Origin of the sequence: Bradyrhizobium sp. F1.13.3 (genome assembly GCF_040548265.1) — a bacterium.
GTDB lineage: Bacteria > Pseudomonadota > Alphaproteobacteria > Rhizobiales > Xanthobacteraceae > Bradyrhizobium.
The window spans coordinates 15120-30683 of the sequence record NZ_JBEPRI010000018.1 but is presented as its reverse complement, the minus strand read 5'-3'; the positions used below and the strand labels follow the sequence as shown (position 1 = coordinate 30683).

Sequence of the window (15564 nt, the reverse complement as noted above, 5' to 3'; positions counted from 1 at the left end):
GACCTTTTGCCTTGATCAGGTGCCACGTCGTTTCCTTCGTCACCATGCCCCAGGATGGTGACATCATCTGTCGGCTGCGTCCTCGCCGTCCTTGCGTGGGCAGCGATAGAGTTTCAGGACGTTTGGAGATGTCCTTCGAGGTGTCGTTGCAGGCGCGGTCAGCAGTTCACGAGGATTTTGGGCCTGGATTTGTGGTCGAATGTTGCGGTTCGGCTCAACCGCATACCTCTCCCGATGGCGCTATCGGCGCGGTCACCTCGGAAAGGAAGAGGAATATCGTTCGACCGATCTAAACCTCAAGGTCAAGCTCTTTGAGAAGCCCATTTTCGATGGCTGACGCAATTAGTCGACTGGGCCCCCGAGCTTTCTCTCCTAGCAACTCGACCCGGTAGCGTGCGCGACTGACGGCGACGTATAATCGGTTGTGTGAGACATAGGAAAGAAAGCTCTTGCTGCTGAAGTTTTCGTTGTCCGCCGTTGGAGGGACGCGGCCGCCGTCAACCCCCACAATGATTGCGGCGTGAAACTCAAGTCCTCCAACGAAATCCGCGTGACCTACGACCCACTGTGCAGCCTCGCGTGCGGCGCCCACGGCGCTAGCGTCGCCTCGTTTAGTCAAGAGAAGGGTAGGCTTATTTCGACCCTTCGCGTAATCGGTAAGTTCGGTCACAAGAGCCTTGCTCAGACTGACGATCAAAATATCGCTCCGGCGACACCCAAGTTCTCTTTGAAGTATCTCGGCGCGCTCGAACGTTCCAGCAATCAACGCCTGCTCATTTGCAACATGGTAGTAGATCGGCTCAGAGCAAAGTCGTTCGTCTACTTCGGTGAAGCCAGATGCTGCGGCTTCCATCGGATTATCGAAATTAGTAAAAAGCGTCGCCCCAGAGGACAGAATGGCAAACGCTAGATTTACGATATCAGGCGAAGATCTGAATACCGTACGAACGACTTCGCTTTGCTCATCCGCGTGGATGCCGCGAGAATCCGCCAACGTGTTTGCGATATCTTCGGTACTCCACCCTCTGTCTCCTACGGCTTGGGATTTATCTACCGAGTAAGCGATAGGGTGCGGCCCTTCCAGGCGGGTAAAATAATGAAATAGCTGAAGCTCATTGATGTTGAATAAATGCGTCTCGTCAACCAGCACTGCGTCATAGCCGTCACGTGTGCGCCTTCTGCGCCAGATAAGTCCCGACTGCTCTTCATCGATGACCAGATATCGACTTTCTTGAGATAATTTGCGCCCCACAAAGAAGACGCCTTCGCCATGTGATGTGATTCTAAGAGACGCTGAGACGTTGGCTCCGGGTACTTCGCCCAGCAATACCGCTAGTTCGATAGTCTTTAGAGCAGATTCTGTTCTCGACGAAAGGTCACTGGCTATTCTCGACACGATTAGTTCATAGCCATCTACTCGTAACCAGTCCGCAAGCGAGACAATGGGCGCATAATTGAGAACGTTGTACTTGTCCTGCTCAAGGTCGCATCGCGCTGTGAGAACGATGCCGTCAACTCTACATTTTGGATACCGTTCGGCCCTTGCAAAGGAGAAAATTGATCCTTGGTTTAGTTGGCCCAAGAGGGGTGGTTTGATAGTCATGGCTAGAACTCAGCGGCGGAAAGATAGCGAATTTCAGATCTGCAACCTAAATGATAGCTAGTCTTTCAGACTATCCACGCCCCGCGCTCACGTTGCATCGCAAACAAAAACGGCCGGATCTTCCGATCCGGCCGCAATGCAAAACTCTTCCGGCTCAGCCTACGCCACCCGACGCAAGCCCTCGCCCAATTCGAAAATTCTTAGCTCGCCTTCTTCTCCGGCGCGGGAGTCGGGCCGACCTTCTTCTGGATGGCGCGCTTCAGCTCGAGGGCGCGCGGCGACAGCACGGCCGCCTTGGCCTTGAGCAGGAAGGGATCGAGGCCGCCATTGTGGTCGACGCTCTTGATCGCGTTGGTGGAGACGCGCAGGCGCACGTTGCGGCCCAGCGCTTCGCTGATGAAGGTCACGTTGACCAGGTTCGGCAGGAAGCGGCGCTTGGTCTTGATGTTGGAGTGGCTGACCGTGTGGCCGACCTGGGGGCCCTTGGCCGTCAATTCGCAGCGGCGAGACATGGCAAAATCCTCAATCTTTCCCAACGATGTGCGGCCGCCATTCGGGGCGCCACGGGCAAATTCTCTGTCCTTGCAGGGAGCGGGCGGACGTATAGGGGGGAAGCGGCGGGACGTCAAGGCGACGGGCCGTTTTTGGCCCGTCGTTCCCCCATTGCGCGCTTGCGCAATGTGGGCGCGCGAGAGCGCGAAACCGGGATCTCGAGCGGCATAAAGCGGTGTCATCGCCCGCCTTGCCGCCTTCGCTGAAGCTTCGGCGGGCCGAGCACCCGTGTGGGCCTCGGCGTAGCCTTGGCGGAGCCGGGACCGGGCGATCCAGTACTCCGAGACGGTACGGCTGACCAGAGGGGCCGCGGCGTACTGGATGCCCCGGTCAAGCCGGGGCATGACAGTGGAAAGGGAGGAGAGAGGTGCGCGCTTCTGACCCGCCCCGATCACCAAAACGGCAATGATTATCGCGCCTTACCATCACATAAAGGGCGTATTCGCGCCCGAAGAGTCCAGTGGAGTTCCGGACGCCGATAGGCCCGGACACATTGCCTGGCGCGGTTTTTCGCTTAAGTAACAACCGTTCGCGCCCCGATTGGATTGTTTCGTGCTCACAACGCCTCATCTTGCGCCAAGTCTGCGTCCAAATGAGCTGCGCCCAAATGAGCTGCGCTCAGCGGAGCGGCGCGCAAGTCATCCGCGCTCTGCCGGCCGCTGGGTCATGGTGGCCCTTTTCGGGCTGGTCTTGGCGTGGGCGGCGGAGCCCGCGGCGGCGCAAGGCAAGCTCGAGGCGCAATACGAGGCGACGCTGGCGGGCATTCCGGTCGGCAAGGGCGCCTGGAACATCGACATCCAGGACGACGTGTTCGCGGCCGCGGCCTCCGGCGGCACCTCGGGGCTTTTGAAATCGTTCGCGGGCGGGTCCGGCACCGGCGCCTCGCAGGGCCGCGTGGTCAACGGCGCGCTGGTCGCGACCGGCTACCAGGCCTCCACCACCACCTCGAAGAAGACCGAAGAGATCCGCATCACGCTCGACAAGGGCAATGTGAAGGATTTTGCCATCCTGCCGGAGCCGCCGGTCGATCCAGACCGCATCGTCGTCACCGACGCGCATCGCCGCGGCGTCTGGGATCCGATGACGGCCTCGCTGGTGCGCGTATCCGGCACCGGCGACGTGCTGTCGGCGGACGCCTGCCACGGCAGCGCCGCCGTGTTCGACGGCCGCATGCGCTACGAGCTCAAGCTCGATTTCAAGCGCATGGAAAACGTCAAGGCGGAAAAGGGCTATCACGGCCAGGTCGTGGTCTGCTCGCTGTATTTCGTGCCCATCGCCGGCTACATCCCCGACCGTCCGGTGATCAAATATCTCGCCGCCCAGCGCAACATCGAGGTCGCGTTCGCGCCGATCGCCGGCACGCGCATCCTGGTCCCGTTCTGGCTGAAAGTGCCGACCCCGCTCGGGCCGGCCATGCTGGAAGCCACCAGCTTCATCACCACGGCGCAGCCGCCCAGGGTGGCGAAGACTCAGTAGGGCTGGCGTCCCGCGCCGAACTCCCCTTTTTGGCAAAATAAACACGAATGATTTCAACGACATGCCTACTGTGCATGGGGTTGTTTTCGCGCTTTTTGTTTGGAGGGGGGGCGAGGACGGGAATCCATTTGACTCCTCCCCGATTCTGATTCGACTCCGCGCCGTCCCCAGCTTTAACGAATCCGCCACCGAAACGTCGCTTGTGCGGCGGGCCAAAACTCCATCTAGTGCGAACCCAATAAGCCTCCCGCGACATCTTGCGTGAACGGAACAGGACTCAAAGGGGGAGTCAGCGATTCGGCCGCGATTCGTTCTCAACTCGTTCCGAAGCTTAAAGCCAACGGGAAAAGCGTCGCAAAGTGAGACAGTTGCGCGGGATCTGGGGAGGGGCGCCGCATTCTCCGCTGTCATGCCCCGGCTTGACCGGGGCATCCAGTACGCCGCGCCCTCTCGGTTTGATCTGCGCCGCCTCTGGAATACTGGATCGCCCGGTCGAGCCGGGCGATGACAGCAGTGTGTGAGGCCAGCCCTTCGCGCCACCGCCCCAAAACAGCACTGACATTCGCCCCAATCGCCATTACCTAATCCCCCAGATGCTTTTTTCCTCCTCCCCCTTCGCTTCCGATCGGCTTCCCGGCGCCGGCGTCACTGCGGTGCTTGGTCCCACCAACACCGGCAAGACCCATCTCGCCATTGAGCGGATGCTCGCGCATCCCTCCGGCATGATCGGGCTGCCGCTGCGCCTGCTGGCGCGCGAGGTCTACAACAAGATCGCCGCGCGGGTCGGCCCCGATGCCGTCGCGCTGGTGACCGGCGAGGAGAAGATCAAGCCGAAATCGCCGCGCTACTGGGTCTCGACCGTCGAGGCGATGCCGCGCGATCTCGACGTCTCGTTCCTCGCCGTCGACGAGGTGCAGATTGCATCTGATCTGGAACGCGGCCACGTCTTCACCGATCGCATCCTCAACCGCCGCGGCCGCGACGAGACGCTGCTGCTGGGCGCTGCGACCATGCGACCGATCATCGAGCGGCTGCTGCCGGGCGTTTCCATGATCACGCGGCCGCGGCTGTCGCAGCTGGAATTCGCCGGCGACCGCAAGATCACGCGGCAGCCGCGCCGCACCGCCATCGTCGCCTTCTCGGCCGACGAGGTCTACGCCATCGCCGAGCTGATCCGCCGCCAGCATGGCGGCGCCGCCGTGGTGCTGGGCTCACTGTCGCCGCGCACCCGCAACGCGCAGGTCGCGATGTTCCAGAACGGCGAGGTCGATTACCTCGTCGCCACCGACGCCGTCGGCATGGGCCTCAATCTCGACGTCGACCACGTCGCCTTTGCCTCCGACCGCAAGTTCGACGGCTACCAGTTCCGCCGCCTGACGCCGTCCGAATTCGGCCAGATCGCCGGCCGCGCCGGCCGCGCCACCCGCAACGGCACCTTCGGCACCACCGGCCGCTGCGCGCCGTTCGAGCCCGAACTCGTCAATGCGCTGCAGAACCACACCTTCGATCCCGTGAAGGTTTTGCAATGGCGCAATTCGAAGCTGGATTTTGCCTCCCTCGGCGCGCTCCAGGTCTCGCTGAACCTGGCCCCCGGTCACGAGGCGCTGACGCGCGCGCCCATCGCCGTGGACATGCGCGTGCTCGACCACGCCGCCCGCGACGCCGAGGTGCGCGATGTCGCACATGGCAAGGACGCGGTGGAACGGCTGTGGGAGGCCTGCCAGGTCCCGGATTATCGAAAGCTGTCGCCGGCCGCCCACGCCGAGCTGGTGACGACGCTGTACGGCTTCCTGATGCGGAAGGGATGCATCCCCGACGCCTGGTTCAGGACCCAGATCGACCAGGCCGACCGCGTCGACGGCGATATCGACACGCTGTCGGCCCGGATCGCGCAGATTCGCACCTGGACCTTCGTCGCCAACCGCCCCGACTGGCTGAAAGACCCGGAACGATGGCAGGGGATCGCCCGCGAGGTCGAAAATAAATTATCGGATGCGCTCCATGAACGCTTGACTGAGCGTTTCGTTGATCGCCGGACCAGTGTATTGATGCGCCGCCTGCGGGAGAACACGAGCTTGAATACGGAAATCGGCAAGACCGGCGAAGTCATCGTCGAAGGCCATGTCATCGGCCGCCTCGATGGCTTCACCTTTGCACCGGATGCGGCGGAAGCCGGCTCCGATGCGAAAGCGTTGCAGGCTGCAGCGCAGGCCGTGCTCGCCGGCGAGATCAACGCGCGCGCCGAAAAACTGGGCAATGCGCCGGACGAGCAGTTCGTGCTGACCTCGGAAGGCATCATCCGCTGGACCGGCGACGCCGTGGCGCGGCTGTCTGCCGCAGAGGACGCGCTGCATCCGCGCATCCGCATCATCTCCGACGAACGCCTCACGGGCGGTCCTCGCGACAAGGTGCAGGCCCGGCTCGACCTCTGGCTCAAGACGCATATCGAAAAGCTGCTCGGGCCGCTGTTCGAGCTCAGCAAGGCCGAGGACGTCACCGGCATCGCCCGCGGCATCGCCTATCAGCTCGTCGAGGCGCTCGGCGTGCTGGAGCGCCCGAAGATCGCCAACGAGCTGAAGGACCTCGACCAGCCCTCGCGCGCGACCTTGCGCAAATACGGCGTCCGCTTCGGCGCCTATCACCTCTATTTCCCCGGCCTGCTCAAGCCGGCCGGGCGTGCGCTGGCCGCGCTGCTCTGGGCGCTGAAGCAGGACAATGTCGATCCCTCCGCGCTGTCGGGCGCGCAGCATCTGGCGAGCTCCGGCCGCACCTCGTTCCCGGTCGACAAGCAGCTGCCGCGCGACGCCTATCGCGTGCTCGGCTACAAGCAGGCCGGCGAGCGCGCCGTCCGCGTCGACATCCTGGAGCGCCTGGCCGATCTGATCCGTCCGGCGCTGGCCTGGCGCGAGAACGCGTCCGGCGAAAAGCCCGCCGGTGCGTTCGACGGCCGCAGCTTTGTCGTGACGCAGGCGATGACGTCGCTCACCGGTTCGGCCGGCGAAGATTTTGCCTCCGTGCTGCGCGCGCTCGGCTATCGCATGGACAAGCGTCCGCCGCTGCCGGCGAAGCCGGTTGTTGCGGAAACGCCGGCTGCGGAAGCAAGCACCGAAGCTCCGGCAGAGACGCCGGTCGAGGACGCCGCAGCGCCTGCGGATGCCTCGATCGAAGCCGCCGCCGAGCCTGTGACCGTCGAAGACGCGCCAGGGATGGAGCAGCACGACGAGCCCGCGCAGGATGAGCCGGCGCTTGAGGCTTCCGTCACGCCGGAAGACGCTCCCGGCATCGCGCCACCGGAAGAAGAAGCTGCAGTCTCCACTGAAGCTGCCGCTCCTGCCGAAGCCGCTCCTGCGGAAACCGCGCCCGCAGAAACTGCTGCAACCGAAGCCGCTGCGTCGGCCGATGCGGCAGCACCCGTGGAGGCCGCGGCCGCACCCGCCGAGCCCGAGCTCATCGAGGTCTGGCGTCCCGCCGGCCGTCACGACGATCGCAAGCCGCGCCACGAGCGCCATCGCAACCAGCGCCATCACCAGCCGCGTCCGCAGGCGACTGCGGAAGCCGGCACTGCTCCTGCCGAAGGCGAAGCCCAGCCTGCCGCCGACGGCGAGAAGCGCGGTGAGCGTCATCGCCATGGCGGCGGTCATCGTCGCGATGGTGGCAGAGACTTCCGCAAGCCGCGCGAAGGCGGCGCCGAAGGCGCGCCACGTCCCGAGGGGCGCGACGACAAGAACCGTCGCTTCGAAGGCAAGAATGGCGGCAACAAGGACCGCGACAACAAGGATCGCAACAAGGGCAAGTTCGGCGGCGATCGCGACAAGGGCCGCGACAACCGCGGCCGCGACCGCGACAAGGGCCGCGACCGCCAGGGTGGACCGTCGCTGCGCCCCTACGCATCGAGCGCCACCCCGCGTGAACGCGATCGTCCGGTCGATCCGAACTCGCCGTTCGCGAAGCTCGCTGCGCTGAAGGAGCAGCTGTCCGGGCGCAAGGAGTAGCGCAGCGTTTTCAAGCGAAGTGCGGAGCGGTTCGCGTGAAGAAGACGCGTCAGAAGGAATAGAGTCACGACCGAGCGGCAGCGCATCGACAAATGGCTGTGGCACGCGCGGGTGGTGAAGGCGCGCACCTCCGCTGCCGAGCTTGTCGAGTCCGGCCATGTTCGCGTCAACGGCGCACGCGAGAAATCGCCGGGGCATGCGATCAAGATCGGCGACGTGCTCACCGTCGCGCTCGATCGCACCGTGCGCGTCTTGAGAGTCGTCGCCTTCAACGAGCGCCGCGGCGATGCTGCCTCGGCTCGTGTGCTCTACGAAGAGCTGAGCGAAGGCCATCCGAATTCTCAGCGCAATTAATTGCGCTTTGAATTCATTTCTTGGTCGATCAAGCGCATAAAGCCGTCATGATCGGCCGTTCCTGAGCTTGCGGCGCCGGGCCATCCGCGCTACGCAAGCCGCGACTTTTAAAAGAGCTTTTCGGAGCGTTGGATGACTTACGTCGTCACTGAAGCGTGCATCAAGTGCAAGTACACCGACTGCGTCGAGGTCTGCCCGGTCGATTGTTTCTACGAGGGCGAGAACATGCTCGTCATCCATCCTGACGAGTGCATCGACTGCGGCGTGTGCGAGCCGGAATGCCCCGCCGATGCCATCAAGCCGGACACGGAACCGGGCCTGGAAAAGTGGCTCACCGTCAACGCCGACTATGCCAAGAGCTGGCCGAACATCACCCAGAAGAAAGAATCACCCGCCGACGCCAAGGATTTCGACGGCATGGAGGGCAAGTTCGACAAGTATTTCTCGCCGAACCCCGGCTCCGGCGACTAATTCGGGTCAAACTTAACCCTATTAGCGGCGTAACCGCTGAAAACCAGCCCTTAAGACCCCTAAATCATTGATTTTTGCGGGAAATGTGCTATATTGGGCACATTGAGCCGAACCCTGGTTAGCCCCGTCGGCCCCGTTGGGTTCCCGTGAAACCAAATGTCGAACAGGGGCGTGGCAGTTTCCGCGCGCAGGCTGTGTCACAGAAAACGCGTAAAAAGAGTACTTCAGCGAAGGCTTCCCATAAGGACGCCAAGAAAGTCGCCGCGGCCAGCCGTAGCGCATCCAAGGGTCGGACCGCGACGAAGGCGCCGGCTGCAAAGTCCTCGAAGAACAAAAGAAGCGCAATGCCTCACAAGACTGCCAAGCCGGCCGCGAAAGCGACCGTTGCCAAGCCTGTTGCCGCCAAGCCTGCCGCCAAGCCCGCTGTTGCCAAGGCTCCCGCTGCCAAGGCTCAAGCTGCCAAGCCCGCCGCGCCGAAGGCTCCTGTTGCGGCTGCTCCTGCCAAGGCTCCTGTCGCTGTCGCCAAGCCGGCCGTGAAGCCCGCGGCTGCTGCGCCGAAGGTCGAGGAAAAGAAGGTCGTGACCCAGCGCCAGGGCTTCAAGGCCAACGAATTCGTCGTCTATCCCGCTCACGGCGTCGGCCAGATTCTGGCCATCGAGGAGCAGGAGATCGCCGGTGCGAAGCTCGAGCTGTTCGTCATCAACTTCATCAAGGACAAGATGACGCTGCGCGTGCCGACCGCCAAGGTCGCCAATGTCGGCATGCGCAAGCTGTCGGAGCCCGCGCTGGTGAAGCGTGCGCTCGAGACACTGAAGGGCCGTGCCCGCGTCAAGCGCACCATGTGGTCGCGCCGCGCCCAGGAATACGAAGCGAAGATCAATTCGGGCGACATCGTCGCGATCGCGGAAGTCGTGCGCGACCTCTATCGCTCCGAGTCGCAGCCCGAGCAGTCCTACAGCGAACGCCAGCTCTATGAAGCCGCGCTCGACCGTCTCTCCCGCGAGATCGCGGTGGTGCAGCACTCTACCGAGACCGAAGCGGTCAAGGAGATCGAGGCCCAGCTCGCCAAGAGCCCGCGCCGCACCGGCGCCAAGTCTGAAGCCGCCGAAGGCGAGGCCGATGCGGACGCCGAGGGCGATAGCGACGAGACCGATGGCGGCGCCACGGTCGCCGACGAGGCCGCGTAAGCGTCTCGCGCGTTCATCACAACCAAGCAAAAGCCCGGCCGCTTGGCCGGGCTTTTTGTTTTGGGCGCCGGATGATCTTGCTCGGTCCGTAGGGTGGGCTAGCCGAAGGCGTAACCCACCATGCTGCCGCAAAGAAGTGGTGGGTTACGCTTCGCTAACCCACCCTACAAAGTTGACCAACCTCACTTCACCGGCCGCTTCTCGAGCTTCCGCGCCAGCGTCCGACGGTGCATCCCGAGCCGTCTTGCCGCTTCCGAGATGTTGAAATCGGTCTCGATCAGGGTCTGGTGGATGCGTTCCCATTCCAGCGTTTTGATCGATGTCGGCCGGGCGTCGAGCGCGACCTCGGCATTGCCTGCAGCCTTGTTGAAGGCGGCCTCGATGTCGTCGGTGTTCGACGGCTTTGCCAGATAGTGGCATGCGCCGAGCTTGATGGCCTCGACGGCGGTGGAGATGCTGGCAAAGCCCGTCAGCACCACGATCAGCATCTCCGGATCGTGCGTGTGCAACAGCTCGACGCAGGCCAGCCCCGAGGCGCCGCCGAGCTTGAGGTCGACGACGGCATAGCCGAACGATCGCTCCTCCAGGACCTTCCGCACGTCCTCGATCGAGGCGGCGAGCACGACCTCGTAGTCGCGGCGCTCGAACGAACGCTTCAGGGTGCGGGCGAAGCCGGCATCGTCCTCGACGACGATGAGCGAACGGTCAGGCGTCAAAACTGCCTCCGATCGCGAGCGTGGCGAGCGGCAGCGTAAGGCGGACCGTGGCGCCGCGTTTCCTGTGGTTCTCGGCGGTCACGCTGCCCCCTAACTTGCGCACGACGTTTACCACCAGGAACAGGCCGAGCCCGCCGCCGGCGCGGCCCTTGCTCGACTGATAGGGCTTTCCGATCTGTGCCAGCATCTCCGGCGCAAAGCCGGGGCCGCGATCGCTGATCGACAGCACGAGATGATCGCCCTCGCGCCCGGCAACGAGCTCGACCCAGTCGCGCGAGACCTCGTAGGCGTTGTCGAGCACGTTGAAGATCACCTGCTTCAGCGCGACGTCCGAGACGATCGCTACGTCCTCGCCGAAGGTGTTGACGAAATATAGCGTGCGCGCCGAGCGCGCGTCGCGCCACTCTTCCACCAGCGCGGTGACGAAAGCCGCCACCGTCGTCGGCGACGATCCTTCGCCGCGGGCTTCGCCCGCCGACACCAGGATGCCTGTCACGATCGACTTGCAACGTTGCAGCGAGGTCTCCATCTCCGCCAGGTCCTCAGCCAGCTCCTGATCGGCGGCGAGGTCGGGCATGCGGCGCCAGTCGCCGAGGATGACCGAGAGCGAGGCGAGCGGCGTGCCGAGCTCGTGAGCCGCGCCGGAGGCGAGCAGACCCATGCGCACGATATGATCCTGCTCGGCGGCATGCTGGCGCAGCGCCGCCAGATGCGCGTCGCGCTCGCGCAAATTCCTGTTGATGCGGGTGACGAACACCACCAGCAGCACGGCATTGAGCACGAAACCCAGCAGCATGCCGGCCACCGTGAGCGTGTAGGTCTCGCTCAGCGGGTTCGGCGGCAGATCGAGCGGCCGGTAGGCGACGGTCAGCCAGACGAAGCTCGCGCAGGTCAACGCGACCAGCGACCAGGTCGAGCGGCCATCGAGCAGCACCGCGCCCAGCGTCACCTGGAGCAGGAACAGCGAGGTGAAAGGATTGGTAGCGCCGCCGCTGAGGTAAAGCTGCGCGGTCAGCGCGGCGACGTCCAGCATCAGGGCGACCAGCAGCTCGTTGTTGGTGATCGCGGCGCGATGGCGCACCCAGACGAGGCTGGAGATGTTGAGAAATATCAGTGCGCCGATCACCGCGCCCATGCGGGTGAGGGGCAGGGGAATGCCGAGCCAGACATGCACGCCGCCGATGGTCACGATCTGGCCGACCACTGCAGTCCAGCGCAGCTGGATCAGCAGCGCCATGTTCTTGCGGTTGGTCTCGTCGTCGGTCGGCGCAGCGCCGATCAGCTCGCTGCGCGCGTCCGCCTGCGATTGCAGCGTGACGGCGCCATGCGTTCTTCCGTCGTCAGGTGGGCTCGACGATCGTTCCAGCATCTGATCCCGTCCTGCGGGCGACAGCATCGGAGCCGCGGGCCGCTTCGTGGACGAAGCCGCTCCAGGGCTTCTTGCGGCGGAACAGCCCGCCGCCGAACGTGACGATAAGTCTGCCGGCCAGCATGAAAGCCAGGGCAAACCACGTCACCGCGTAGATCAGGTGGTTATTGGGAAAGCTGATCACGGTCAATCCGCCGATTGGGCCGCTGCCGGATTGTGATCGAGCGTCGGCATCGATGAAAAAGGGCGCGAAATGGTCGAGGCCGCGTGCCGCCGCAATCGCTGCGACATCCCGCGAGTACCACCGATTGTGTTCAGGCACGTTGGTTCTGAGGAATCCGCCCTTTGGCTCCGTCACGCGAAAGAGGCCGGTGATCTCGACCGGGCCTTGCGGATTGCCGTCCCGGCGCGTCGAGGCGTCGCGCCGGTCGGAGGGCACGAAGCCGCGGTTGACCAGGATCAGCGTGCCGTCGTCGCGCCTGAGCGGTGTCAACACCCAGTAGCCCGGGCCTTCTTCGGTGACGGCCTGAACCAGCGTCTCGCGGTCATGCAGGAAACGGCCGCTGACGCTGACGTGCCTGTATTCGTCGCTTGCGGCGGAGACGGTCGGCCATGCCGCCGGCGAGGGGATCGGCTGGGCCTGAGCATGAACGCGCTGCTCGACGCGATCGATCAGCGCCAGCTTCCAGGCTCGGCGCTCGATCTGCCAGACGCCGAGCGCGATCAGAAGCGCAATAGCCGCGAGCGAGAGGACCGCGAGCCACCAGGACGGGCGCGCGGCCTTTCCGCGAGCCCCGTCTGTCTTGCTTGCCACGGCCCTAGTCTCGTTCATTTCATCCCGGTCATCTGGTGGATCGGCATCATGTTGCTGTTGAGGTGGTTCATCACCCACAGCGAACCGGACAGCGCGATCACCACCATGACGATGGTGAAGATCAGCGCCATCATGCTCCAGCCGTTTTCGGACGTCGTGTTCATGTGCAGGAAGTAGATCATGTGCACGACGATCTGCACCACCGCGAAGGCCATGATGACGAGCGCGGTGATCTGCTTGCTCGGAAGCGCGCCGCTCATCACCAGCCAGAACGGGATCGCGGTGAGCACGACCGAGAGCACGAAGCCGAGCATGTAGGTCGAGAACGAGCCGTGAGCGTGGCCATCGCCATGGTGGTGATCGTCCGCGTGGGCGGCGTGAGTATCGGTGTTCATCGCAAAACTCCCAGGAGATAGACGAAGGTGAAGACGCCGATCCAGACCACGTCCAGGAAGTGCCAGAACATCGACAGGCACATCAGGCGGCGGCGGTTGGCCTCGATCAGGCCGAACTTCCAGACCTGCACCATCAGGGTCACCAGCCAGATCAGGCCGCAGGAGACGTGCAGGCCGTGGGTGCCGACCAGGGTGAAGAAGGCGGACAGGAAGGCGCTGCGCTGCGGCGTCGCGCCTTCATGGATCATGTGGGCGAACTCCGACAGTTCGATGCCGATGAAGGCGGCGCCGAACAGCCCGGTGATCGCCAGCCACATCTGGGTCTGCGCGATCTTGTTCTGCTGCATCGTCAGCATCGCAAAGCCATACGTGATCGACGACAGCAGCAGCATCGAGGTGTTCACCGCGACCAGCGGCAGCTCGAACAGATCCTTCGGCGCCGGCCCGGCGGCGTAATTGCCGCCGAGCACGCCGAAGGTGGCGAACAGGATCGCGAAGATGAGACAGTCGCTCATCAGATAGATCCAGAAGCCCAGCGAGGTGCTGTAGCCTTCCGGATGCGGGTGTTCGTCGGCGAGGTAGAACACCGGTTTGCCGGTTTGCGTGGGATTGACAGCGACAGTCATTTACTTGGCTCCGGCGAGCAGTTTGGTGCGCGCGTCTTCGGCCCGGATGACGTCGTCGGCCGGAATGTCGAAATCGCGGTGATAGTTGAAGGTGTGACCGATGCCGACGGCGAGCATCGCGATGAAGCTCGCGGCCGCCAGCCACCAGATGTACCAGATCAGACCGAAGCCCATCGCGGTGGCAAGGCCGGCGAGGATGATGCCGGTGCCGGTGCTGCTGGGCATGTGGATCGGCTTGAACCCAAGGAGCGGGCGCTGATAGCCGCGCTTCTTCATGTCCCACCACGCGTCATTGTCGTGAACGACGGGCGTGAAAGCGAAGTTGTAGGCCGGCGGCGGCGAGGAGGTCGCCCATTCCAGCGTGCGCGCATCCCAGGGATCGCCGGTGACGTCCTTGAGCTGCTCGCGCCTGAGGAAGCTGACGGCGAACTGCATCAGCATCGAGAGGATGCCGAGGAAGACCAGGAAGGCGCCAATGCCGGCGACGATGAACCAGATCTGCAGGCTCGGGTCGTCGAACACACGGAGCCGGCGGGTCACGCTCATCAGGCCGAGCACATAGAGCGGCATGAAGGCGAGGTAGAAGCCCGTGACCCAGAACCAGAACGACAGCTTGCCCCAGAACGGGTCGAGCTTGAAGCCGAACGCCTTCGGGAACCAGTAGCCGATGCCGGCGAACGCGCCGAAAACGACGCCGCCGATGATCACGTTGTGGAAGTGAGCGATCAGAAACAGGCTGTTGTGCAGGACGAAGTCGGCCGGCGGCACCGCGAGCAACACGCCGGTCATGCCGCCGAGCACGAAGGTCAGCATGAACGCGATCGTCCACATCATCGGCAGCTCGAAGCGGATGCGGCCGCGATACATCGTGAACAGCCAGTTGAACATCTTCGCGCCCGTCGGGATCGAGATGATCATCGTGGTGATGCCGAAGAAGGAGTTGACGCTGGCGCCCGACCCCATCGTGAAGAAGTGGTGCAGCCAGACCAGGTACGACAGGATGGTGATGACCACCGTGGCGTAGACCATCGAGGTGTAGCCGAACAGCCGCTTGCCCGAGAAGGTCGAGGTCACTTCCGAGAAGATGCCGAAGGCGGGGAGAACCAGGATGTAGACCTCGGGATGACCCCAGATCCAGATCAGGTTCACGTACATCATCGGGCTGCCGCCGAAATCGTTCGTGAAGAAGTTGGTGCCGACGTAGCGGTCGAGCGAGAGCAGCGCGAGCACGACGGTCAGAACCGGGAAGGAGGCGACGATCAGCACGTTGGTGCAGAGCGCGGTCCAGGTGAACACCGGCATCCGCATCATGGTCATGCCGGGGCACCGCAGCTTGACGATGGTGCAGATCAGGTTGATGCCGGACAGCGTCGTTCCGACGCCCGCGACCTGCAATCCCCATATGTAATAGTCGACGCCGACATCCGGACTGTAGCCGATGTTCGATAGTGGCGGATAAGCCAGCCAGCCGGTACGGGCGAATTCGCCGATGAACAGCGAGGCCATCACCAGCACAGCGCCGCCGACCGTCATCCAGAAGCTGAAATTGTTCAGGAATGGGAACGACACGTCGCGCGCACCGATCTGGAGCGGCACGACGAAGTTCATCAGGCCGGTGACCAGCGGCATCGCCACGAAGAAGATCATGATCACGCCGTGGGCGGTGAAGACCTGGTCGTAGTGATGCGAGTTGAGATAGCCCTCCGAGCCGCCGAAGGCGAGCGCCTGCTGCAACCGCATCATCAGCGCGTCGGCGAAGCCGCGCAGCAGCATCACGATGCCGAGGATCATGTACATGATGCCGATGCGCTTGTGGTCGACGCTGGTGAACCACTCGCTCCAGAGATAACCCCAGACGCGGAAATAGGTCAGGCCGGCGACCATGATGAGGCCGCCGGTCGCGACCACGGCAAAGGTGCCGACGACGATCGGCTCGTGCAGCGGCAGCGATTCGAAGGTGAGCCGGCCGAAGATGAGCTTGAGAAGATCAGGAGACATGCGGGATCTCT

At 63.5% G+C, this 15564-nt stretch carries 13 protein-coding genes; 5 read left to right on the top strand and 8 right to left on the bottom strand.

Annotation, left to right across the window (positions count from 1 at the left end; all coding sequences use genetic code 11):
* Nucleotides 1-289: 289 nt before the first annotated feature.
* Together ABIB66_RS34760 and rpmB are read right to left on the bottom strand one after the other, a co-directional pair.
* Nucleotides 290-1603, bottom strand: coding sequence for a DEAD/DEAH box helicase (locus ABIB66_RS34760; protein WP_354257719.1), 1314 nt, complete (start codon nucleotides 1601-1603; stop codon nucleotides 290-292).
* Between the two features lie 200 nt (nucleotides 1604-1803).
* Complete coding sequence (gene rpmB / locus ABIB66_RS34755; RefSeq protein ID WP_026232426.1) at nucleotides 1804-2115, bottom strand: 50S ribosomal protein L28; 312 nt, start codon at nucleotides 2113-2115, stop codon at nucleotides 1804-1806.
* 706 nt (nucleotides 2116-2821) lie between these two features.
* On the opposite strand from rpmB, the gene ABIB66_RS34750 reads away from it, so the two are divergent.
* The 5 genes from ABIB66_RS34750 to ABIB66_RS34730 all read left to right on the top strand — a co-directional run bounded on the left by ABIB66_RS34750 (nucleotide 2822) and on the right by ABIB66_RS34730 (nucleotide 9635).
* Nucleotides 2822-3631, top strand: a complete 810-nt coding sequence (locus ABIB66_RS34750; protein WP_354207475.1) for a DUF3108 domain-containing protein — start codon at nucleotides 2822-2824, stop codon at nucleotides 3629-3631.
* 593 nt (nucleotides 3632-4224) lie between these two features.
* Complete coding sequence (locus ABIB66_RS34745; RefSeq protein WP_354257716.1) at nucleotides 4225-7623, top strand: helicase-related protein; 3399 nt, start codon at nucleotides 4225-4227, stop codon at nucleotides 7621-7623.
* An 84-nt stretch (nucleotides 7624-7707) separates the two neighbouring features.
* Nucleotides 7708-7977: an RNA-binding S4 domain-containing protein gene (locus tag ABIB66_RS34740; protein WP_354063698.1), complete on the top strand. Its 270-nt coding sequence runs from the start codon at nucleotides 7708-7710 to the stop codon at nucleotides 7975-7977.
* A 132-nt stretch (nucleotides 7978-8109) separates the two neighbouring features.
* Nucleotides 8110-8448: a ferredoxin FdxA gene (fdxA, locus tag ABIB66_RS34735; RefSeq protein WP_275172752.1), complete on the top strand. Its 339-nt coding sequence runs from the start codon at nucleotides 8110-8112 to the stop codon at nucleotides 8446-8448.
* 344 nt (nucleotides 8449-8792) lie between these two features.
* Nucleotides 8793-9635 (top strand): CarD family transcriptional regulator, encoded by an 843-nt coding sequence (locus ABIB66_RS34730; protein ID WP_354207480.1) that lies wholly within the window; start codon nucleotides 8793-8795, stop codon nucleotides 9633-9635.
* Nucleotides 9636-9817: 182 nt separating this feature from the next.
* Here the strand turns inward: ABIB66_RS34730 and ABIB66_RS34725 are convergent, their stop codons facing one another.
* The 6 genes from ABIB66_RS34725 to cyoB are packed head-to-tail and all read right to left on the bottom strand — an operon-like array spanning nucleotide 9818 to nucleotide 15553.
* Entirely contained in the window at nucleotides 9818-10351 is a 534-nt protein-coding gene (locus ABIB66_RS34725; RefSeq protein ID WP_007599266.1) for a response regulator transcription factor, read from the bottom strand.
* Nucleotides 10341-11720 carry an ATP-binding protein gene (locus ABIB66_RS34720; RefSeq protein ID WP_354063458.1) on the bottom strand — a complete coding sequence of 460 codons (1380 nt, stop codon included), beginning with the start codon at nucleotides 11718-11720 and terminating at the stop codon, nucleotides 10341-10343. The genes ABIB66_RS34725 and ABIB66_RS34720 overlap by 11 nt, the downstream gene beginning before the upstream one ends.
* Nucleotides 11692-12552, bottom strand: a complete 861-nt coding sequence (locus ABIB66_RS34715; RefSeq protein WP_354063460.1) for an SURF1 family protein — start codon at nucleotides 12550-12552, stop codon at nucleotides 11692-11694. The genes ABIB66_RS34720 and ABIB66_RS34715 overlap by 29 nt, the downstream gene beginning before the upstream one ends.
* Nucleotides 12549-12929 carry a cytochrome o ubiquinol oxidase subunit IV gene (gene cyoD / locus ABIB66_RS34710; RefSeq protein WP_275172757.1) on the bottom strand — a complete coding sequence of 127 codons (381 nt, stop codon included), beginning with the start codon at nucleotides 12927-12929 and terminating at the stop codon, nucleotides 12549-12551. Before cyoD ends, ABIB66_RS34715 begins: the two co-directional genes overlap by 4 nt.
* Nucleotides 12926-13555 (bottom strand): cytochrome o ubiquinol oxidase subunit III, encoded by a 630-nt coding sequence (cyoC, locus tag ABIB66_RS34705; RefSeq protein WP_354207485.1) that lies wholly within the window; start codon nucleotides 13553-13555, stop codon nucleotides 12926-12928. Before cyoC ends, cyoD begins: the two co-directional genes overlap by 4 nt.
* Nucleotides 13556-15553 carry a cytochrome o ubiquinol oxidase subunit I gene (cyoB, locus tag ABIB66_RS34700; protein ID WP_354207487.1) on the bottom strand — a complete coding sequence of 666 codons (1998 nt, stop codon included), beginning with the start codon at nucleotides 15551-15553 and terminating at the stop codon, nucleotides 13556-13558. It abuts the gene before it with no gap.
* Nucleotides 15554-15564 lie beyond the last annotated feature (11 nt).

Coding starts and splice junctions, on each gene's coding strand:
- ABIB66_RS34760 (WP_354257719.1), bottom strand. CDS start 1,603: ATGACTATCAAACCACCCCTCTTGGGCCAACTAAACCAAGGATCAATT.
- rpmB (WP_026232426.1), bottom strand. CDS start 2,115: ATGTCTCGCCGCTGCGAATTGACGGCCAAGGGCCCCCAGGTCGGCCAC.
- ABIB66_RS34750 (WP_354207475.1), top strand. CDS start 2,822: ATGGTGGCCCTTTTCGGGCTGGTCTTGGCGTGGGCGGCGGAGCCCGCG.
- ABIB66_RS34745 (WP_354257716.1), top strand. CDS start 4,225: ATGCTTTTTTCCTCCTCCCCCTTCGCTTCCGATCGGCTTCCCGGCGCC.
- fdxA (WP_275172752.1), top strand. CDS start 8,110: ATGACTTACGTCGTCACTGAAGCGTGCATCAAGTGCAAGTACACCGAC.
- ABIB66_RS34730 (WP_354207480.1), top strand. CDS start 8,793: ATGCCTCACAAGACTGCCAAGCCGGCCGCGAAAGCGACCGTTGCCAAG.
- ABIB66_RS34720 (WP_354063458.1), bottom strand. CDS start 11,720: ATGCTGGAACGATCGTCGAGCCCACCTGACGACGGAAGAACGCATGGC.
- ABIB66_RS34715 (WP_354063460.1), bottom strand. CDS start 12,552: ATGAACGAGACTAGGGCCGTGGCAAGCAAGACAGACGGGGCTCGCGGA.
- cyoD (WP_275172757.1), bottom strand. CDS start 12,929: ATGAACACCGATACTCACGCCGCCCACGCGGACGATCACCACCATGGC.
- cyoC (WP_354207485.1), bottom strand. CDS start 13,555: ATGACTGTCGCTGTCAATCCCACGCAAACCGGCAAACCGGTGTTCTAC.
- cyoB (WP_354207487.1), bottom strand. CDS start 15,553: ATGTCTCCTGATCTTCTCAAGCTCATCTTCGGCCGGCTCACCTTCGAA.